We start from the raw sequence: 21,389 nt of genomic DNA, 5'->3' as shown, positions 1-21,389 counted from the left end.
GCCACAGTGCGGTAGCCAGCATGCTAATCGGGTTATTGATAAATTGCAGCATTGCATGAGTCACTTTACATTTCAATCTGGAGACAGTTTATGTCACAAAAAATTATTTTACTCAGCATACTAATCATAGCTTGCCGCTCTGTGTCTGCCGCTGATACTGTTGACCCGGTTTTGACTGCTCCAACCGCATCTAGTGAACAGTCCACGCTTAAACAAGATCAACCTGCTAAAGATGTAGAAAATCAGTCAAAACAGATTAGCACTACTCCAGCCAAAAGATCACGGGTTGAGCAAGACAATTTCCAACAATCTACCAGTAATGCACAGGACTTATTTCAGGGCGACCATAATTAACGGGTTACAATTTCTGCGCCTATGCTGAGCAAAGGAAACATATATTCTTACACTTGATAAAGCAGTCTAACTTTACTAACTGATTGAATTAATAACTCGATAAGCCAGAATAGGTCGTAATAGGCGAAGCCGTATTGAGACGCTGTTGCTTTCAAACTCGTGGCGCAATGGGCTGGACCATTGACGCCCTTTAAGGCTATCACTTTGTGTAGTTGCACCTTATGGCCTTGCGGGAAAACCGCAGGAATAAATCAATATTGACCGATGCTTAATCAAGTCAATTCATCGCCTACTAGCGGTTTTATATCAGGGCTGGCGTTAAGCCAGATATCAAAGGCATTGAGTTCGCCGCGAGATTGCCGCTCACGAAAATAGGTCTCGGTTTTTAACGCGGAAACCTTTTCGGCAATAGCCATGACAAAAAATTGGTTCATTGATACATGCTCTTCCTCCGCTACTTTGCGGGCGTAAGTAAACAGAGATTCTGGGACACGCAAGGCATAGTTGGTCATTAGGTATTCTCCTTTTGCAAATGGCGCAAAAAAGCACCTGGGGTCAAAACCGGCAGTCGAAAATGGCTGGCGGGAACAAAATCAACGCAATAAGCCAGAATAGGTCGTAATAGGCGAAGCCGTATTGCGACACTGTTGCCTTCAAACTCGTGACGCAATAGGCTAGGCTATTGATGCCTTATGAAGCTATCACTTTGAGGTAATTCCCTCGATTACGCTTCGAGACCGTGAAAGTATTCAATTTTTAAAATATTTACCTCTATATCTAGTAGTGAAAAATCACAAACCAACTATATATAGACTATTTTGACAAGAATTATGAATACTTTCACAGTCTCCTTCGCTAATCGTGGCTACATTCGCTAAAAAAATAATACCACTTATATCTGTGCGCAAATTGATCGCCATGTAGAGCTTTTCAGTCATTATGCAATTCGAATGTTGCGAAGAACGAGCTGGACAATAGGATGAGGCCACGACTCAAAACTAGAAATTCCGGGCTGCAGAGGAAGAATGCTGGTCTTTGCAATTCCCTTTTTTCCGGGTACTGTCATCAGTGCATCAACGTTGAGAGTATGTTTTGTATTGTTGTGCATGCTAAGAATCATCATTGAGGTTCCATCTGACTTAACCTCTTGAGTAAATTTGAGGGTCAGATCTGCCTTCTTCAAATCCTGCTGGTATTTAACGGTCTTAATTGAGTTGTCTTGGATGTCGAGGTTGAGACCAAATTCGTCGCCCTTGAAAAGATATACGTCCCCATCATAGACAAAGGGAATTTTCCCAAGCTTCTCTTCGTAAAAGCGCTCTTTATCGACGTGAAGAGTGAGTGTGAACGGCTCACGGAAGATCAAACCCTCGACGAGCTTGTTGGTTGCATCATCCGCTGCAAACGTGATACTAATAGAAGCAAGAAACAAAAGTATTAAGTGGAGTTTTTTCATAGTGAGTTTGAGTCTGTGAGCAATGGAATGCACAACGTTTCTAACGTATTCAGGGACTGCTCCAATATTCTAACATTTAAATACTAGAATATTGCAACTGACTCCAATAGTTACCATTTCAAAGTTATTGTAAATCGTACTCTTAAATTTAATAAAGCAATCCAATTTTACCAATAGCCTGGATTAATAGAGGCATGCTACCTATTTCTAAGGATGAGATAAACTGCGCAACCTGATTAAAAAGACAAAAGTACCAGTTTATACTTCCCACGATTACGCTACGCTAATCGCTGCTACACTGACTACTGAAATTATTTAACGATTCACAAAAAAATGATAAATATTTTCAATTTTGTTAAGAGCAATAAAGCTACGCTTTTTGTATTTATATTCTCGATAGTTGTCTGTAGCAGCCCTAGTTTGGGTAACGGTATTTTTATAATTGCTTACCCGGTGTTGTTATACCAAGGTATTCAATTAATTCGTTTTTGGAGTTTACCTCCAAAACGAGCAAATAAAATGGCAATAATGCTAGTTGCTATTCTTTCGGTGTTTTTGGTAAAGGGTATGCATAGCTATCGCGAACACTCACGACGCGATGTTGCCGACCAGATCGTTAAGGTAATAGAACAATTCAAATTGGATAATAATCGCTACCCCAACTCGCTTGAAGAAACAAATCTAGAAAAAAAGTGGTTGGATCAAGTAATGCTACCTGCCAAGCGATTAGACGAAGCGAAGAAGAAAGAAAAAAATCGCTGGATATATTATTCGTTTCAAGATGAACGTCCCGATTTGATTTATGATGCCTCGTTTGAAATTTTTGATTATTGGTGGTTCAATTTTCCAGCCCAGAGTTGGCAATATACATCGCCCTGAAGCGTTAACTATAATCCGAAAATAGAGTACTTAACATTGGTAAATGTGCAGCAATAGCCTATTAAAATTTCCGACTCTAAAATCAATACCGTTATCAATTCTGTAAGGCAAACATAAAAATGGCATCAGCATTTTCGCACATTGCAATACCAGCGGTTTTATATGCTAGCTTTAAAAGTAAATCTGTAAATTTCAAATTATTTCTATTGGCTGCATTTTGCTCAGTACTTCCAGATGCAGACGTTATCACCTTTAAGTTTGGTATTGCTTACGAATCTCAGTGGGGGCATCGAGGTTTTACACATTCATTGCTATTCGCTTTTGCTTTAGCAAGCATATGTAGTTTGTTTTGCCGCAAAATTGGCGCAAAACCGTTAAGCACTTTCGCGCTTTGTTTTATAGCATGTGCGTCGCATCCTCTGTTAGATGCCATGACAAATGGTGGATTGGGTGTTGCACTGTATTGGCCTTTTAGCACAGAAAGACTATTTTTTCCGTTTAGACCCATTCAAGTTTCTCCCATTGGAGTTGGCTCATTTTTCTCAGAAAAAGGCTTTAGAGTCATTATATCCGAGCTAATCTGGGTTTTATTACCATCATTACTGCTAGGAATAATGGGATTTGTTTGGCGGCGCAGGCATGAAAAACAAAGGCGGTAGCCTGTATTGAACAATTTAAAACCCAGCAGGCTCTTTAAAAAATAACGTTATTTACATTCAATCTATCCTTCGAATTCCTAGGTTTATCAGCTTCGATAGGGAATATACATTCTTAGGTATTTACTCTTGATAAAAAATAAAGCCTGTTTCGTAAATGATACAAAAATACTGATAGATCGGCGGGCTTTTTGTCATCTTCTTAGATAATTTTCATCAGCTATTGAATTTAAATGCGTACCACTTGTCAGTAAAATTAAGTTTACATCGCTAATAGGTAAGCGTTTATGGCAATTTTTATAAAAAACATACCCAACGATACGCACTTAAGTGACCTTTATCATTTTGTTGAGCCTACTTTGAAGCGGCGTTTTCCCTTTAAATCGGCTCAAATTGCTAAAACTGAAATTGTGTCATTTCTGGATAAATCCACCCATCTTACTGAGAATCATGGCATCGTTCATATTGAGCCGGAAGACGAAGATCAAAGGGTGATACGCAAACTCAGCTCTATGCGCTTGCAAAACAAGCTTGTTATTGTTAGAGAATACGTTAGTCGTAATTGGCATAACGACAGAAGGCTAGATTACCCTGAAGTGCCTGCCGTAATTAAAAATAAACGTGTTGCTGATAGAAGGCGTGGTCATCATGTAGAAGTGATTAAAGACACAGCGATGTCTTGGCAATAAGCGAGCGTGACCAACTTATTGCCAGCCTAGCTTTAACAATCTGCGTCTAAGGTGTTAAGCCCCATTGCTGTTTAAGAAACGTATAACGGGTATCGAAAATACGTTTCAATTTTTCGCCGATGATTAAAGCGTGTAATAATTCACCGAGCCAGCCCCACGGCATGGCATAGAAGACAATATCGTCCATGACTATTCCCTCTGCGGTTTCTGTAATACTGACCTCATGACTCCAAAACTTAAAAGGGCCTACACGTTGCTGATAAACAAATCGCTTAGGCTCATCGCAATGACATATTTCCGAAAGCCAGGCCATTGGTAAACCAAATACAGCTTTCATGCGGTAACTGATCAATAGACCCGCATAAATGTTATCGGGTACCGGGGATGTGATTTCAACGTGAAAAAAATCCGGGGTAATTTGATTGAGAAAATGCGGCGAGCTAAAGAAGCGCCAAGCTTCAGTTTGGCTCATCGCTAGCGTTTGTTGCCGATAGAGTGAGTAAATTTTCATCAATGTAGCGTTTAATTGGTTTATATACGCTTAAGTTACCGCAAATTTTTTATTTTGTGGCATGCTACCGTTAACAGCACAATGCAAAAAACTCTATAGAAAATACGCTAGTGAAAAAATTAATCGGATTTATAAGCACTCTTTTTTTGACAGGTTGCACACTAATGGGCATTCGAACCAGTGAAGAAGCACCCTTTACCCTTATATCACAACAGGGTGATATACAAATTCGGCAATACCCAGCCATCGTAGTGGCAGAAACAGAGGTTGAGGCCAATTACGCAAGCAGTGGCAGTATCGGTTTTAATCGCTTGGCTGGCTATATTTTTGGCAATAATATTCAAAATCAGAAAATGGCAATGACCACACCCGTGTTTCGCGAAAATGCCGGTGAGAAAATGGATATGACTGCACCGGTATTTCAACAAGCTGTTGATAATAAATGGCTGATGTCGTTTGTAATGCCGTCAGGCTATGATTTAACCAATTTGCCCACGCCATTGGATAAGCAGGTCGTTCTAAAAGAAACACCCACTAAAAAAGTTGCCGTATTGCGTTATTCTGGCAGTTTAACAGTAGAGCGAATTGCCGAACAAAGCCAAATATTGTCTGATTGGCTAACAGAACATCACTATCGGCAATTGTCTAAACCGCGTTCCGCTGCCTTTGATCCACCCTGGACCCTGCCAGCCTTACGCCGCAACGAAATACATATTGAAATAGAATAGAACCTAAATCGTGCATTTATTACTGATCGCTCACGGCAGCCGCCAAGAATCCTCCAATGACGAAATACGCTCATTAACTGAACGTTTACGGCAATTTGAAACACCTTTTTCCGGAATAGACTGCGCGTTTTTGGAAATTGCCGAACCCTCTATTACGCAAGGATTACAACGTCTTATTGCTAATAATATGACAGAAATTGTGGTAGTGCCTTATTTTCTGTCGGCTGGGCGACACGTGTTAGTTGATATTCCACACCAAATTGAACAGGTAAGACTACAAGCACCGCATGTTGTGATTAGGATAGCGCCGTATTTGGGCGCTGCCGAGCAAATTGATCAGCTGTTGATGCATCAGGCTATGTCCATACTTAAAAATGTGTAAGCCGTTACACGTGTCTTATAGGGCAATGTAACAAAAAATTACGGGTACTTGCGAATTTTATGCGATGCTACCAACACCATTAAAGCTTGTGGTATCGAAATTTTGGCAAACTTCCGAGCAAACATGCGTTTCGCGAAGTTAATCAATAACGGCTATCAAATTATCACCATTTAACACTGACAATGATGAAATCGTATAAATCCACACCGATTGACGCTTCAGAGATCACGCCACAAGAGATATTTCATAATCGCCGACAGTTTATGCAGTTAGCTGCGGGTACCGCTCTGGCGGGATTATTACCCTCTACGGTAATGGCCGGAGAGCCCTTGGCAAATGTCAAAAAATCCACAGAAAGTGTGTCGGACTCATTAACCCCTTTGAAAGATGTCACCAGTTACAACAACTTCTATGAATTTGGAACAGGCAAAGAAGATCCCGCCAAAAACGCCGGTAGTTTAAAAACACGTCCGTGGACTATTACTGTAGAGGGTGCGGTTAATAAACCGAAAGTATTTGATATTGAGGAATTGCTGAAACTGGCTCCTTTGGAAGAGCGTGTTTATCGCTTACGTTGTGTAGAAGCGTGGTCTATGGTGATACCTTGGGTAGGTTATTCGTTAGCTGAATTACTGAAACGGGTAGAGCCAAACGGCAATGCCAAATATGTAGAATTTATCAGCCTGAAAGACACCGAGCAAATGCCCGGACAACGATCAGCCACTCTAAACTGGCCTTATCGGGAAGGCTTACGCATAGACGAAGCCATGCATCCCTTAACAATGCTGGCAGTAGGTTTATACGGTGAAGTATTGCCCAACCAGAATGGCGCACCAATACGTCTGGTGGTACCTTGGAAATACGGCTTTAAGAGCGCTAAATCCATAGTAAAAATCCGTTTGGTAGAAAAACAACCCCTAACCAGTTGGATGGAAGCCGGGCCTAGCGAATATGGTTTCTACTCGAATGTGAATCCCGCCGTTGATCATCCGCGCTGGACCCAGGCCAAAGAACGGCGCATTGGTGAATTTTTAAAACGACCTACCTTACCTTTTAACGGTTACGCAGATCAGGTGGCGCAACTTTATACGGGGATGGACTTAATTAAAAATTTTTAACATGATGTCACTAAAAACGCTTAATAATAAGGCATTAGCCTGGATAAAATTTGCCGTGTTTATAGCGGCATTGATTCCGTTGCTTAAATTAGGCACTGCTGCTTATTTAGATAATCTGGGGGCTAATCCGATTGAAAAAATCACCAAAACCACTGGTTATTGGACACTAACCCTGTTATTAATCTCGTTAAGCATTACGCCATTACGGCGATTCTCTGGCTGGAATTGGCTGCTGCGTTTACGGCGTATGTTGGGGTTATTTGCATTCTTTTACGCCAGTCTGCATTTTTTAACCTATCTGGTGCTGGATCAATTTTTCGATTGGACCAGTATCGTGAATGATATTGTGAAACGCCCGTATATAACCGTTGGCTTTCCAGCATTCTTATTACTGATTCCACTGGCCATTACCTCTAATAATCGCGTCATCAAGCTACTTGGCGGTAAACGCTGGCTGTTATTACATCGCACAGTGTATGTGTGTGCCATCGGTGGAGTGGTGCATTATTGGTGGTTAGTCAAAAAAGATTTAACCAATCCAATCACTTTTGCGGTACTGCTGACCGTGTTGTTGAGTATCCGTTTATTTTACTGGTTGCGCGGGTTGCAAAAATCGGGGGGTTTGTCTTGGAATGTTAGGGGCTAAGTTGTTTCTATGGGTGTATCCAAGGCGGTTATCGCCACCGCCGCCCTAGGTATAAGCTACGCATATCGACCTTTTACGCAAGCAAGTGAGTTTAGCTTGAAAAATATACTATGGGGAACTTCGAACCCCTCCCTTCGACAAGGCTCTCCTGAGTTGAATTGAAGGGCTCAGGGCGAACAGCGATTTTATATATCAATAGTTTACCGTTCATGCTGAGCCTGACTAAGCACGAAAGCCAGGTTTTTCGAAGTTCCCTATGACAAATATGAGTTGAGCCAATTGCAAATCAATCCTTAAAATGAGTTTTCGAACATCAACTTAAGGTGAATTAAAATGCAATCGACTCATTTTGTCATAGTATCTACGAGCTACCCTGTTAATTAGCGTTTAACGCCCAATGCTACGAAACAACTTAGGGTAGCGCCCATTTTAGGTTGAGGTATAACGAGTAATTTAAAAAATTCCTTTTGCATGACCTTCAATCAAGCTATTTCGATTAAGATCATAAAGTATATCTTTACCTACAGATGATGGCCAATTAAAGGGCATCAATGGAAACATAAATAATTGTATCCAAAAGTCGGTATATTCAGATTTTTCAACTGTCCCCAATACAGCGCCGCTTTTATCTTTATATGTAGTTTTGATGATAAACCCTTCACGTACATGACTAGGAATTAATCCCATCGTGAAACCAGTGATAAAAGCCAAACCTTTATTATTTTCACCTTTATCCAGAATATTGATATCGGCATAAATATCTGCAGTATCGCCACCAGATTTTATTGCTGAAAAAAAGTTGGAATCTTCATAAGCGCGCAGCACTTGATTTCGCCAGTTCTCTAAAAAACGAGCATTAGTTTCTGCTGGTTTACCATTTATTTCCAGATTACCAGTCATTTGTATAGCAATGTTTTTATTTTTTATTGCATTTTCAGGGGGCCATTGTGTGATAGTGGGATTTGCACCATCACGAAAGGATGCACAACCATTAAAAAATATAAATGATACAACTACAACTATTATAGTTTTATATATAGACACAAAGACTCCTTATTGAGTGTTATTAATTTTTTTATCATTGAATTTACCAATAGCTTGCGTCAAAAGATCTTGCATCAGTGATGTTCTAGCGTTTATGCCACTGGGTAAAGAATATTCTGTTGACCAAATATTTACATTATGTTCATCATGAATATTGGAAGATACTTGGAATAATTGATTACCTACAGCATCTTGACATGACAAAACACCCGATATATCAGAACTATCAACATAAATGGGGCCGCCAAACCAGATATAAAATGTCAATGTTCCAATCGCCAAGGGAAAATAAGCAGGATGCACGCTACGTGTTTGATTATATTTACTAAACTGAAAGTTGAATTGCACGTCATTGCCGTTCAAATTACCGGGCAAAGTATTAACAGATGAAAAATAGGCGACTTGGCTAAAATAGTTTTTTATGTTGCCTCGCAGAGAATCCTGAACTGCCAATTTATTTACTACGTTTTCATCAGTTATTTTTACGCTTCCAATCCATAAATTACGTTGAATTGATTGTTGTAAGGGATCGGGTTTATTTAGAGTTGTGCCAGTGGGTATTGATACACAACCCGATAACAACAAAAAAGCCGAAAAGAAAGTCTTTCGACAGACAGACTTAATCCTGTTCAGTAACATAAATGCAAAAAAGCTATTGAACAAACTTAATTGAGGATAATATATTGATTCCATTCTTGCCTTATAATTATATTATAAATTTCAAAAGTTTTGATAAAAAGACTGCTATTTTTAGCTGTGCAAATATTTGAACAGCCTTTTACTAACAAATGATTACTGCCACATTTATACATTAAAACTTGTATAGAGCCTACAATGATGTTTCGACTAACTTAAGAGACTAGTCTATGTTAAGTTATATTAGAAGTCAACTTAACAACTGTATACTCTCAACCTTAAAATGCAACATCATCCCCATGTCTTCATGTTCTACCAGATGACAATGATAGGGAATTCACCGGAATAGCTGTCTGGATTGTCCAGATTAGAGGGGAAATAGACTAACAACGCGATAAGCCGAAATAGGTCGTAATTGGCAAAGCCCTATAGCGACACACTGTTGCCTTCGACCATACGGTGCATTACGCTAAAACTAGTGCGCCCTATTAGGTAATGAGTTGTCAATTACGACTTATCGCGTTATATTTCTCCAGCTATCTTCTGATGTAATTCGATATAATTTTTCAGTTTTAAAATGATATAACCAAAACGGATATATAGCCTGCCAACTACTATGTAGTATCACTTTTGCAGAATCGACGGTTGTTTCAGCTGTATTAACATTCGCTGTAAAATTAATGGAAGGATTGGATATACTAAGAGAATTTGTCAGATCCCACGACTCACTAAATATAGGTTCATTATTCACCTGTTCAGGGAAGTTTCTTGGAAGCATTGCAATTAGCGTTATGTCTTTATTATTTTGAAGACCTTGTTCATAAATAGCTGCGTTTATTTTACTAATATTATTGTCGTTAAATTTGCAAGCAGCAATCCATGCTTCACGTTGACCTATCACTGACATTGAAAAGAAGGCAAAAAAACATACAAATATCATGGAAAATAATTTTCTATCCGTCACCTGGTTTAATGAATTAAATAAAGTAATAAAAATGCATGCAGCAGCCAGTGATGTACTAAAGCGAATAGCCCCTAGCGTTCTATTATTAAAACCAGCTGAAACTGGGTAATAATATGAAAACACATAAATTAGATGACAAGCTATAAATAAAATGACGGGTAAAAGAAAAAAATTAATTTTATCAATTATTGTTATTTGTTTTTTATACAAAAAAAATAAATAATCACCATACGAATTATTAATGCAAAATTTTGTTATTATTTTATACAAAAAATAGGAAATTAAACTTAAAACAACGGTTACTAAAAAAAGATAAGGAATTGAAAGTAGTTCAATATTGCTTAAAGCGTGATTCGAAATTTCAATAGAATCAAACAAAGCAATCTTAACACCTTCATTCAAGCTTATAAACAGTTTTAACAAGGAATGATAAAATGAAAAAATATTAATCCTAGAATAATGAGTATTAAATAATATACTTTCTATATAAAATTTATAAACCCCGAATATCAACATAGCAAATATAGCCGGTAGTGCCTCAATTAAAAACACTTTGAAACTTAATCTGTATTTATAAAAAAACACACTTGACACTATATTTAAAATAAATAAAGGAATAAAAGACTCGTAAGAAAGGCAGGAAAATAATAAACAGATTGTAATGATAATATATTTAAAATTAATTTTTTTGGTCGACAAATATAATGCACCAGTCCAAAATAATGCGGCGAGATTAGAATTCATCATAATTGATGAAAATACCGTACTTGAAGAGCAGGGATATACCAAAGCCAGCAAAGACGCTAACAAAGCGATTTCTGCTGAGAAAATGCGTTTTATGGATAGATAAAACAATAAAATTGAACTTAGAAATAGTGTTAAATTAACAAAATGATAAGCCCAGAAATGTAATCCAAAAAACCAATTACACAAACCATGCAATATTGCCGATATTGGGCGTGCAGTCATGGTTAATTGGGATGAAAGCGACCATTGATAATGCCAATACCCTAAATTCTGATTTGAGTTTGGGATGATTAATATGCCTGCATCATCCCCAAGCATGCCGCCATGAATGATATAGGGGATATACAATAGCCCCCAAAGCAGAATTAATATTGATATTTCTTTATATTTAATGGCATGCAGGGTGTTATAAACACCTATCAATTGAGTGTGCATGTTTATTGTCATTATAGTTATCCATTCATAATCCGACAGAGATGCAGTAAGCAATGCCGCAAAACTCAGCACAAAAGCTACTTCAAGATGCTAGTGGCTTGACTTAGCTTAAAAGTATATCACGCACTAACGCCCAATGTATAGAGAACAATTTAAATGGTATTCACTTTCACTTAGGGGAACTTCGAAAAACCTGGTTTTTGTGCTTCGACAGGCTCAGCACGAACGGTAAGCTATTGATATATAGACCACCGTTCGCCCTGACCCTGTCGAAGGGTGGTTTTTCGAAGTTCCCTTAGGATAACGACAAAACCTCTAAAATGACACTCAAAATGGGCAACGCAAAATCAAACCCATCTATTGGTAAACAAGGCCATAAATCAAAGCAATTACCCTATGGGGCGACAATAGCGCAGCGTATTACTTCGCATGATCGGAAGACAAATGTGTTTAAAATGGCTTCGCCTATTACGACCTATTCCTGTTTATCGCTTTAATTGCGTAAGGAAAATTGAAACTTATTGAAAAGACCTTGAAGAACCTCCCTATAGTAACTCGTAAAAGTGAGAACAAAATCTCATCGTTGACAATTAATGCGCTAGCTATTGCTCGGCTTTATATTTATATCATGAACTTAAAAAAAGGGTGCAAGTTCAATTACGTGTTAATTAAACTCGCACCCTTTTGTTTTGCTTATTTTGTTATTTCTTCTCGGTATTAGATGCCTGAATCAAGTGTGATTCAGCATCTTCAGCATGCTTGGTCGCAACGGCGCTGTGCCCACTTTTTTCTTCCTTAATGGCTTCGTGCAAATGATGAATACTGCTTTCAACATGCCCTTTAGATTGTCCTTTCTCTACTTTCAAAGCTTCTTCAGCATGCGCTATGGATTTGGCAGCATGTTCGACAAACAATCCGACATGACCTGCTTTGCCGTGCGTAACAGCCTCATTAACATGCTCTAGTGCTTTGGCAACATGCTCCTCTGCAAACGCAGAAGAACAGAAAAACAACGATGCCAAAATTAGCGGATAAAAAAACTTCATAACTCCCTTCCTGTTGAAATACAAAAATTTATTATTACTGGCAAAAGTACTCGCTAATGCCAAGACAGCATCAACTGGTCGATAAATAAAGACCAACCAAATCACAAATCAATGCTGTTTAACATTACTCTATAATTTAGTAAATTTCAACCTCAAGCCAGCGAAGCCACGATTGATGAAAGACTCCAACACGACAAGCCGGAATAGGTCGTAATCGTAATAGGCGAAGCAGTATTGCGACACTATTGCCTTCGACCATGAGGCGCATTACGCTAATGCCAATCACCCTATTAGGCAACGCGCTGTCAATTACGACTTATCGGGTTAGTCGGTAATTGACTTCAATCGGTGGAATACGGTCGCGATTAATGCGCCTCCTGACGTCGGCATCCTATAAATACTCGCCTTTACGCTGAATAATTAGCATTATTTTCTTCACCCAGACTAACTTTCGCTTATTGGTCAGAAACAAGCAAAATCAACACTATCACTGGCCGCTAAGCAGTAAAATTTAAAATTCTCCAGGTTTTGGACTTGAAAATCAAAATGACTACCCCCAGATTTGCACAGTCTGACATTTTTTATTTAGTCTTAACTTGAAATGAGCACAAACATGACTGTTGAAGCAAAAAAAGAAACTCTGGGGTTCCAAACCGAAGTAAAACATCTGCTGCATTTAATGATCCACTCCTTATATAGCAACAAGGAGATTTTTTTACGTGAATTGATTTCTAACGCTTCTGATGCTGCTGATAAACTGCGTTTCGAGGCTTTAGGTAGCGACACTTTGTACGATGGCGACAGCGATCTGAAAATACGCATCGATTTTGACGAAAACCTGAAAACCATCACTATATCCGATAACGGCATCGGTATGACGCGCGCTGAGGTGCAAGAACATATTGGTACCATTGCTAAATCCGGCACTAAACAGTTTTTTGAACGCTTAACAGGCGACCAGGCCAAAGATAGCGAATTAATCGGTCAATTTGGCGTGGGTTTTTACTCCGCTTTCATTGTTGCTGACAAAGTAACGCTCACTACCCGCAAAGCCGGTGCAACAGCAAACGAAGCTGTGCGCTGGGAATCGATAGGCGATGGTGAGTACTCTATCGAAACTGTCGAAAAAGCACATCGCGGTACCGAAATTGTTCTGCATTTAAAAGAAGGTGAAGAAGACTTTTTAAATGGCTGGAAACTACGTTCCATCGTTAAAAAATTCTCTGATCATATTTCTTTACCGATTATCATGAGCAAGGATATTCCTGCTGAAAAAGATGAAGAAGGTAATGAAACCAGCCCAGCGGGTAAAGAAGATGAAGTGGTTAACAGTGCTTCAGCATTGTGGACCAAATCCAAAGACGAGATTAGCGAAGAATCTTACAACGAATTTTATAAACATGTATCGCATGATTATCAAGAACCGCTGACACATGTGCATAGTAAAGTAGAAGGTACTAACGAATATACCTTGTTACTGTATGTTCCTACCCGCGCACCTTTCGACTTGTGGGATCGTGACGCTAAACATGGCGTTAAACTGTATGTTCGCAAAGTATTTATTACCGACGATGCCGAGCAACTGATGCCGCGCTACCTGCGCTTTATCCGTGGCGTAATTGATGCCGATTCCCTACCTTTAAACGTATCACGCGAGATTTTGCAACAAAGCAAACAAATCAGCACTATTAAAGCGGGTGCGGTTAAAAAAGTATTGGGCTTACTGGAAAGTCTGGCAGAAAACGATGCCGAGAAATATCAGACATTTTGGGAACAGTTCGGTAATGTGATTAAAGAAGGCCCGATTGAAGATCACAAAAACAAAGAGCGTGTCGCCAAATTGTTGCGCTTTTCTTCTACACATACCGACAGCAAAACCCAGAATGTGTCATTGGATGATTACATTAGTCGCATGAAAGAAGGTCAGGACAAAATTTATTTTGTCACTGCAGACAGTTTTGCGGCGGCCAAAAACAGCCCGCATCTGGAAATCTTCCGTAAAAAAGGCATCGAAGTATTACTGTTGACAGACCGGATTGATGAATGGCTGATATCCAGTTTGACAGATTACGACGACAAACACCTGCAATCTATCGCCAAAGGCGAGCTGGACCTGGATAAATTTGATACGGAAGAAGAAAAACAGCACCAGGAAGAAGTGGGTAAAGACTACGAAGCCGTATTAAAACAAATGCAGGAAGTGCTGCAAGACAAGGTGAGTGAAGTACGCCTTAGCCATCGCTTAACAGACTCCCCTGCTTGTTTGGTTACCGGTGTGTATGATATGAGCCTGAATATGGAACGTATCATGAAAGAAGCCGGGCAATCGCTAAATATGATGGGCATGGGTGGCAGCAAACCCGCATTTGAGATTAATCCCGATCATGCGTTGGTTAAAGCCATTAAAAATGAACAGGATGATGGCCGCTTTGCTGACATCACCCACATCTTGTTTGATCAGGCTATTCTTAGCGAAGGCGGTCAATTGGATGATCCATCCGCGTTTGTACACAAGCTGAATCATCTGCTACAAGGTTTGTTAGCTTAATACCTTATGCATAAAGCGCATCTGTTGTTTGGATGCGCTTTATGACTCATTGAGCAGCACTGCTTTTAAATCCACTCATTACTCATGTAGCACTATAAATACAGGTTTTCCATAGCCTGCAATCCTGTCAATTAAGCGCACACCTGCCCTACCCTGCAAAGTTCAACAATCGTCTTTGCCCCCGCCATTAGTGGCTATAAACATAAATATCCTTGTCCAGAGTCGTCTAATTGTTTATGATGAGGACACAAACTCGCTAAGCACATCGTTAATCCATTTTTAAACACCCAGTGGGGTTACGGCTTACGCTTACTGATGTTTTTCACCGCAACATCACTTTCAAGTGTCTATTCATGCGAATCTATACCTCAATAAAACCACTATAACGGCCCTTTATGAAAGTTTTAATTCTTGCCGAACAATGTAATTCTGAATGGGCATCACTACCTTTCTTTTCTTATGAACTGGCAAAAGCCACTGCAGATCAGGTTGATGTGGTAGTTGTAACGCATATCCGCAATAAACCAGCCATTGACAGAACCGGTTTTGGGCGTGCGCAAGTGGAGTATGTCGATAATGAATATATTGCGGCCCCACTTTACAAACTGGCCAATCTGTTTCGTCGTCTTAAACTGGGTAACTGGATGATGGGTATGGCCTTAAGCTACCCGTCTTATATTGCTTTTGAATATGAAGTCTGGAAAAAATATAAGCAACGTCTGGCAGATAATGAGTTTGCGCTAATACACAGAATTTCGCCTGTTTCGCCAACACTGCCTAGCCCGTTAGCCAGCTGGACGACAGTGCCGTTTATACTGGGGCCTATTAATGGTGGACTGGGATGGCCAGACACATTTGTGAATGAATTAAAAAAAGAAAAGGAATTTATCATTTATTTCAGGCAGCTATATCGGCTGTTACCTTATTATCACGCCACTTTTAAACATGTAAAACGGGTGCTGGCCGCGTTTAAACATGTCGAACGCGACATTCCAGAATACGCCTTAGGCCTTGTAGAACGTTTTGATGAATTGGGCATTAATCCAGACGTTTTTAATGCCGACAACAGACTTAACAGCAGCGAACAATGCCACTTTCTGTTTGTGGGCCGCTTAGTACCCTATAAAAACGCAGACGTGGCAGTGCGAGCGTTTTTAGCCGATAAAAATTTGTATGAAAACCATAGGCTCACTATTGTCGGCGATGGCCCGGAAATGCAAAGCCTGCAAAATATCATTAGCAAACACAGTGCAATTAGTCAGAACATTGCGTTAGTGGGGTGGAAATCGGCAGCCGAAATTAGTGCCTTATTAAAAGCAGCACAGGTTTTTGTGTTTCCAACCATTAGGGAAGTAGGCGGCAATGTGCTGGTAGAAGCCATGGCGTGTGGCTTACCCTGCATTGTGCCAGATTACGGCGGGCCGTCTGAATTGGTGAATCAGGAAACAGGCATAAAACTAAAGCTTACCGATAAACCCAATCTGATTAGCGCAGTCACATCTGCCATGCTGGAACTGGCTAATAATCATGAGCAGCGTAATGCCAAGTCCATTAAAGCAGCTGAATTTGCTAAACAACACTATACCTGGGAAAGCAAAGCACGGCAGTTAAAATCCATTTACCAACGTTTGCTAAATGTAGCGGATTAAGCGTAAAAAATACTAGCGCACACCGCATAAGATGCCGTTAGCCATGCGGATTTTTCTGCCGATTGGTCAAGCCGCTAAGGTTTCAGATCGAATATACGTTTAAACAGATCTACATACTCTTTAGAGTGCTGGTTTATCGCATGGAGTAATAACATCGATTTTTAATATTCGCAGTAGGACTTACTATGACCTCGGACCAAAAACAACAGCTCTACGTTCTATTACCCATTTTAATATCGCTGATTCTAATAAATTACCGAGGTTCTTACCCGCAAGTAGAAACGTCATGGATATGGGATTATCAGTTTGGTTTAATCAAGCGTGGGTTAATTGGTAGCTTACTTGGCAGTTGGGTACCTATTAGCAGTAAAACCGTATCGGCTATTTCTTTGCTGGTAATCGTTTCTAGTAGTTTAGTTTATTTATATTTACTGGTTCAGGTCTTTGTAACCGAGCAGAATAGCGCTTTTAGGCTAACCATGATACTTTGGTTGGCAACCATTCCCGGCTTTATTCCACAGCATACCATGAGTGGTGGAATATTAGATTTATGGGCCATTCCTTTTGCGGTTATTCATATACTCTGTACTTATAAGGGCTGGCATCGTCGGGTGTTTTACCCAGAGATTCAGTTGGTTTCCCTGATATTTTGTGTCTTAATTCATGAAGCTTCTGTATTTTTTTTGGGAACACTTTTTTTTGCAAGCGCTCTGCTTGATCAACCTACGCTTAAAGACATACTTCGCTCTAGAGTGACGTATTATGTGTTTTTATCGTTCATTTTCTCTATTACCCTGTCTAAATTCACCCTGTTAAATTACATTTCAATGCCTGATGCGATCAATTACTACCATTCTGTTGCACCGAAAGTGGAGATTGATGAGATGAGCATGAAAGTACAATTTACATCGCTAGACGAAAATAAATCAATGGGTTTGGATGCCATGCGTGGCTCTGGGTTTTGGTTTTATGTTTTATTATATCTGCCGGCATTTATGCCGTTTTACTTACTGTTTTTTAATGCAGCGCGCACATTTAAGCAGCAGCCACTCATGCCAATTGCACTTATTATTACTTTTCTAGTGCCGTTATCATTGAGCATAGTAGCCACTGACGTTGACAGATGGCTTTCCATGTCAAATTTGGCTCTGGCACTACTGACGGTTTTGATTTACGCGCGTGGCAAGCTGGAAAAAACCTTTAATGCCAACGCCTTTCAGTATGCCGTATTATTCACCTTGGTCTACCAATGCTTGATTTTTTCGATCAATAGTAGCTTTCAAACAGTGTTGAAACTGCAAAACCTGTTAAGCAGCCTATAACCATCACCCGTAGTGCATCCTACTCGATACAAAACGTGATTTAATTTATCACAGCAATTATCAAAGCGGTCGCCTCATAGGGCGTCAATAGCCAAGAGTATTGCGCCAGGATGCATGGTAGGCAGATTTTGTTTACGAATACTTTTAGAACATGAATCGCTAAAATATCAATTCATCCCAGACTATCGCTATTCTGGGGTAGTTACCACATAGCTGCCAAAACCGCCATCTTGGTTAAACTTAACAAAAAGCATCCGAAATGCAGTGATTGAGCTCCTCTCATAAGTCACAAAACAGCCTATTTAGAGTGATTTTGGGTATTTTGTAGTTTAGTGATCAATCACTGGTTAAAATCTAAAAACACTTAACATATTGATTGTATTTGGTTAACTCGCCAATCAAGAGAAGATGGCACTTTTGGCAGCTATGTGGTAACTACCCTATTCTACACAGGGTGGCATTTTCTTAAATACGTGACAAGCCATCTGTTTGGCAATAACATTCTGGGATGTTAAGACAGCATTACCTTAACTATACGGCGATTGACTTCAATCGGTGGAATACGGTTTGCACCTATTCCACCCTATGAAAAACCAACCATTTATTGAAGGCCATAAGCCGCAATTATCAAAGGGGTTGCGATGTTATGCTTAAGGCGTGGAAACATACTTACACGCATCAATTGATTTTTTATCCAGTTGCGTTTGTATGTCTTTTACGGCCATAAATTTGGGGGCAGTCTCTATCTTTTGTCCACCGCTTTCCAATAAGCCCCACGAACCCCATTTTCCAGGAATAAAGGTGGAGGAGAACCAGCCAATCATACCACCGCCCACATCAACCCAGTTTTGGTAATGTTGTTTATAGATTTCGTTCATTTTCGGATGTCTATTCGCAGCAATAAACAAATCGGCTAATTTAACGTTATCGGGTAAGTAACCCAGGGCTTGATTAAAGCCAGCACCCACTAAATGTTGACCGGCTTCGTAAGACACCAAACTGATTTTATATTTATCTGCAATGGCTTTCTGTGCTATTAAAAATTGTTTTTGTTTAGCTAAGGCATTCAGTTTAACATCGTCCACTAATTGATCAACCGTCATATTCACGGTTTTTTCAACTAATTCGCTACCGTACTCGTAACCAAAATAATACCCTACCGCCAGAGCATCGGTATGTTTGGCAATATCTTTCCAGCTAAAGATTCTTTCACTCACCCAAGGTACGGTGGCTTGCGTTCCAACTACCCTTACGATTCTATCGGCACCGCCAAACACTTGTTCCCAGGCTTTAAAAATACTCAAAGCGCGATCAGCATAAAACTGATGCGGGTCCATGCCATGTTTTTTTCCTTCGTTCACCATGTAGCCAAATTGCTTAAATCCACCGTTCCAGGCCTCATTCGAATATTCAATGTAAACCTTAAGCTTAGGATCTAAATGCTCTTTTACATAGCTAGCCAGATTAACAATGTAATCATCCGTTGCCATGTGCGGTATATTAAGCCAAGGTGCCACTTGCGCTTTATTGGCTAAGTTAATAATGTCTTCAATGGGAACACCGCCATCAGCACCATAGGCAGTAGTTTGTTTTCTGGTCTGCCAAGTAGTGACCAACGAATCGTTAGTTGCCATAAAATCCATAAAACGCCACACCGGAAACATACCCCAGGTTTTTAGATATCGCTCTCTAAAGGGATGCTCAACATAGTTTTTTTCAAAGTCTGACGGGATTAACCTAAGATTGCGAATATGATTATCTGGATTTGTCTTAATTATATCCAGATATAAATTATTCATATAAGGTTTAAACAAAATTCTGCCTGGGCCTTCCTGTAAAATTTTATCCGCAGGCAGGCCGGTTTTTAACTGGCCTTCACCGTCATACAAAAGCACGTATTTATCATCTAGCTGGGGATCACTCTTCCAGTTGTCGTAGGTTACCAAACTTTCTGGCGCTCTACCTGTTGGATCAAAGCTGATTGGATAGCCATCCTTGTCTAATTGTAAGGCCCTGTTTTCAGGAGAAATCCAGTTGCCAGCGACTTTGGCCAAATCGATAAAAGCCCGGTCGGAAGAAAAGTAAGAAAAACTGTCAAGATTAATACCACCAGCTTTACAAGCGGATATATCGGCCGCCTGAGTGCTTGCTGATAGCGATAACAGTCCTATATTTGCAATTAAAAGTAATTTTTTCATGGGTGGAAAAATCCTTAACATAAAATTGAATAACTGAAAGATAGCGCAGTTTTAAAAAACAGGCATAAAACATCTAATCAGTGTAATGTTAAGCTTTATAGAATGTGCCGACATCAGCAGGTGCATCAATCGCGACAGATGCGCATTACTTCGTTCGGCACATCCTATAAAGCCCATTAATTTTGTTTACAAAAAAGGGGGCTATTAGCCCCCTCTCATCTAGCAGTACAACTTATATACCTTAATTGAAGGTAGTGCCAGGAGTACCGGGTAATGTTGGCATGGTTTGTTGTGGAAACTCCCCGGTCAACGCATTAAGAAAAGCCACGATATCGGCAATATCTGAATCGGGCAAGGTGATGTTCATTTGCATTTTTGCCATCATCTTAACAGCAACATCCAAAGTTTTAACCGAACCATTATGGAAATACGGTGCAGTTAAAGCAATATTACGTAAGGTGGGTACTTTCCACATATGTTTATCACTGTCTTTTTTAGTGACTTCGGCTAGACCCAAATCTTTAGTAAAATGGTATTGCGCGTCAAAATAGCCGTCAGGGAAAACCGGGAATTTTTGGAACGCACCGGGGCCATTAAAGGCTGGGCCACTATGACAACTGGTACAACCCAATTCGGTCACTTTTGTTAAACCGCGAACTTGTTGTGGGGTTAAGGCCGATTTATTACCACTAATATATTTATCGTAAGCACTGTTAGGCGTAATTAAGGTTCTTTCATACGCGGCAATTGCTTTAGTGGCATTCTCTTTAGAGATTGCGTTTTTATCGCCAAATGCGCTTTCAAAAGCAGTTTGGTAACCTTTAATGGTTTTTAAACGTGCTACAACATCATCCCAACTTTTCATACCCATTTCTATGGGGTTAGTAACAGGACCTGCTGCTTGATCTTCCAGACTGGCCGCACGGCCATCCCAGAACTGTACACTATTAAATGCTGCGTTCCACACGGTAGGTGCGCTACGACCGCCTGTTTGCCCATTAACCCCCATCGAATTAGGACGATTGTCTTCACCACCTAGCATGGTGTTATGGCAAGAAGAGCAAGAGACAGTTCCGGTAGAAGACAAACGTGGATCGTGATACAACATTTTACCCAACTGCACTTTTTCTGGAGTAGTGGGATTATTAGCGGGTGCAGGTGCGGTGGTCGGCAAAGTATCTGCCGCCATAACCGAAAATGAGCTGGTTAATGCAATAGCACTGACCAATAGACGAAAACTAAACATGCGAACCTCCTGAGTTATTATTGTATCAATCTGAATAGTTATTTATAATCAATTAGTTATACGTGTTTCCATGAATTGAAATTGAAAAACGATAGACTTGATTTTTTCTTGTTGAATTCTATCGCTTTTCTGGGT

General features: G+C 39.9%; 19 protein-coding genes. 10 read left to right on the top strand and 9 right to left on the bottom strand.

Annotated elements, in window-relative coordinates:
* Positions 1 to 90: 90 nt before the first annotated feature.
* The gene (locus ABH008_RS09640; RefSeq protein WP_347989641.1) at positions 91 to 354 is read left to right on the top strand and encodes a hypothetical protein; all 264 of its coding nucleotides are present in this window, start codon (positions 91 to 93) and stop codon (positions 352 to 354) included.
* A gap of 272 nt (positions 355 to 626) precedes the next feature.
* On the opposite strand, the gene ABH008_RS09635 is transcribed toward ABH008_RS09640, so the two are convergent.
* Positions 627 to 866 carry a toxin-antitoxin system HicB family antitoxin gene (locus ABH008_RS09635; RefSeq protein WP_347989640.1) on the bottom strand — a complete coding sequence of 80 codons (240 nt, stop codon included), beginning with the start codon at positions 864 to 866 and terminating at the stop codon, positions 627 to 629.
* Between the two features lie 425 nt (positions 867 to 1,291).
* Complete coding sequence (locus ABH008_RS09630) at positions 1,292 to 1,810, bottom strand: hypothetical protein (protein WP_347989639.1); 519 nt, start codon at positions 1,808 to 1,810, stop codon at positions 1,292 to 1,294.
* Between the two features lie 519 nt (positions 1,811 to 2,329).
* Here ABH008_RS09630 and ABH008_RS09625 point away from each other — a divergent pair.
* Together ABH008_RS09625 and ABH008_RS09620 are read left to right on the top strand one after the other, a co-directional pair.
* A complete protein-coding gene (locus ABH008_RS09625; RefSeq protein ID WP_347989638.1) occupies positions 2,330 to 2,689 on the top strand; it encodes a hypothetical protein in 360 nt (119 codons plus the stop codon).
* Positions 2,690 to 3,632: 943 nt separating this feature from the next.
* A complete protein-coding gene (locus ABH008_RS09620; protein ID WP_347989637.1) occupies positions 3,633 to 4,034 on the top strand; it encodes a hypothetical protein in 402 nt (133 codons plus the stop codon).
* Positions 4,035 to 4,080: 46 nt separating this feature from the next.
* Here ABH008_RS09620 and ABH008_RS09615 read toward each other — a convergent pair whose 3' ends face one another.
* Positions 4,081 to 4,545, bottom strand: coding sequence for an SRPBCC family protein (locus tag ABH008_RS09615; RefSeq protein ID WP_347989636.1), 465 nt, complete (start codon positions 4,543 to 4,545; stop codon positions 4,081 to 4,083).
* Positions 4,546 to 4,709: 164 nt separating this feature from the next.
* Between ABH008_RS09615 and ABH008_RS09610 the strand changes: the two genes are divergently transcribed.
* From ABH008_RS09610 to ABH008_RS09595, 4 genes are all read left to right on the top strand, one after another.
* The gene (locus ABH008_RS09610; RefSeq protein WP_347989635.1) at positions 4,710 to 5,273 is read left to right on the top strand and encodes a heme-binding protein; all 564 of its coding nucleotides are present in this window, start codon (positions 4,710 to 4,712) and stop codon (positions 5,271 to 5,273) included.
* A 10-nt stretch (positions 5,274 to 5,283) separates the two neighbouring features.
* Positions 5,284 to 5,655: a CbiX/SirB N-terminal domain-containing protein gene (locus ABH008_RS09605; RefSeq protein ID WP_347989634.1), complete on the top strand. Its 372-nt coding sequence runs from the start codon at positions 5,284 to 5,286 to the stop codon at positions 5,653 to 5,655.
* Between the two features lie 185 nt (positions 5,656 to 5,840).
* On the top strand, positions 5,841 to 6,773 hold the full coding sequence (gene msrP, locus ABH008_RS09600; RefSeq protein WP_347989965.1) for a protein-methionine-sulfoxide reductase catalytic subunit MsrP: 933 nt from the start codon (positions 5,841 to 5,843) through the stop codon (positions 6,771 to 6,773).
* Between the two features lies 1 nt (position 6,774).
* The gene (locus ABH008_RS09595; protein WP_347989633.1) at positions 6,775 to 7,419 is read left to right on the top strand and encodes a protein-methionine-sulfoxide reductase heme-binding subunit MsrQ; all 645 of its coding nucleotides are present in this window, start codon (positions 6,775 to 6,777) and stop codon (positions 7,417 to 7,419) included.
* Positions 7,420 to 7,872: 453 nt separating this feature from the next.
* On the opposite strand, the gene ABH008_RS09590 is transcribed toward ABH008_RS09595, so the two are convergent.
* The 4 genes from ABH008_RS09590 to smbP all read right to left on the bottom strand — a co-directional run bounded on the left by ABH008_RS09590 (position 7,873) and on the right by smbP (position 12,291).
* Positions 7,873 to 8,463, bottom strand: coding sequence for a hypothetical protein (locus ABH008_RS09590; RefSeq protein ID WP_347989632.1), 591 nt, complete (start codon positions 8,461 to 8,463; stop codon positions 7,873 to 7,875).
* 9 nt (positions 8,464 to 8,472) lie between these two features.
* Positions 8,473 to 9,102, bottom strand: coding sequence for a hypothetical protein (locus tag ABH008_RS09585; protein ID WP_347989631.1), 630 nt, complete (start codon positions 9,100 to 9,102; stop codon positions 8,473 to 8,475).
* A 511-nt stretch (positions 9,103 to 9,613) separates the two neighbouring features.
* Complete coding sequence (locus tag ABH008_RS09580) at positions 9,614 to 11,257, bottom strand: hypothetical protein (protein ID WP_347989630.1); 1,644 nt, start codon at positions 11,255 to 11,257, stop codon at positions 9,614 to 9,616.
* A 689-nt stretch (positions 11,258 to 11,946) separates the two neighbouring features.
* On the bottom strand, positions 11,947 to 12,291 hold the full coding sequence (smbP, locus tag ABH008_RS09575) for a small metal-binding protein SmbP (protein WP_347989629.1): 345 nt from the start codon (positions 12,289 to 12,291) through the stop codon (positions 11,947 to 11,949).
* Positions 12,292 to 12,904: 613 nt separating this feature from the next.
* Here smbP and htpG point away from each other — a divergent pair.
* From htpG to ABH008_RS09560, 3 genes are all read left to right on the top strand, one after another.
* Entirely contained in the window at positions 12,905 to 14,839 is a 1,935-nt protein-coding gene (gene htpG, locus ABH008_RS09570) for a molecular chaperone HtpG (RefSeq protein WP_347989628.1), read from the top strand.
* 395 nt (positions 14,840 to 15,234) lie between these two features.
* Entirely contained in the window at positions 15,235 to 16,488 is a 1,254-nt protein-coding gene (locus ABH008_RS09565) for a glycosyltransferase family 4 protein (RefSeq protein ID WP_347989627.1), read from the top strand.
* A gap of 185 nt (positions 16,489 to 16,673) precedes the next feature.
* Entirely contained in the window at positions 16,674 to 17,810 is a 1,137-nt protein-coding gene (locus ABH008_RS09560; RefSeq protein ID WP_347989626.1) for a hypothetical protein, read from the top strand.
* Positions 17,811 to 18,460: 650 nt separating this feature from the next.
* Here ABH008_RS09560 and ABH008_RS09555 read toward each other — a convergent pair.
* Together ABH008_RS09555 and ABH008_RS09550 are read right to left on the bottom strand one after the other, a co-directional pair.
* A complete protein-coding gene (locus ABH008_RS09555) occupies positions 18,461 to 20,008 on the bottom strand; it encodes a hypothetical protein (protein WP_347989625.1) in 1,548 nt (515 codons plus the stop codon).
* Positions 20,009 to 20,249: 241 nt separating this feature from the next.
* A complete protein-coding gene (locus tag ABH008_RS09550; RefSeq protein ID WP_347989624.1) occupies positions 20,250 to 21,254 on the bottom strand; it encodes a cytochrome-c peroxidase in 1,005 nt (334 codons plus the stop codon).
* Between the last annotated feature and the right edge of the window lie 135 nt (positions 21,255 to 21,389).

The organism is Methylomonas sp. AM2-LC (assembly GCF_039904985.1).
GTDB lineage: Bacteria > Pseudomonadota > Gammaproteobacteria > Methylococcales > Methylomonadaceae > Methylomonas.
The sequence above is the reverse complement of the archived record's forward strand: the minus strand, read 5'-3'. Positions and strand labels throughout refer to the sequence as shown.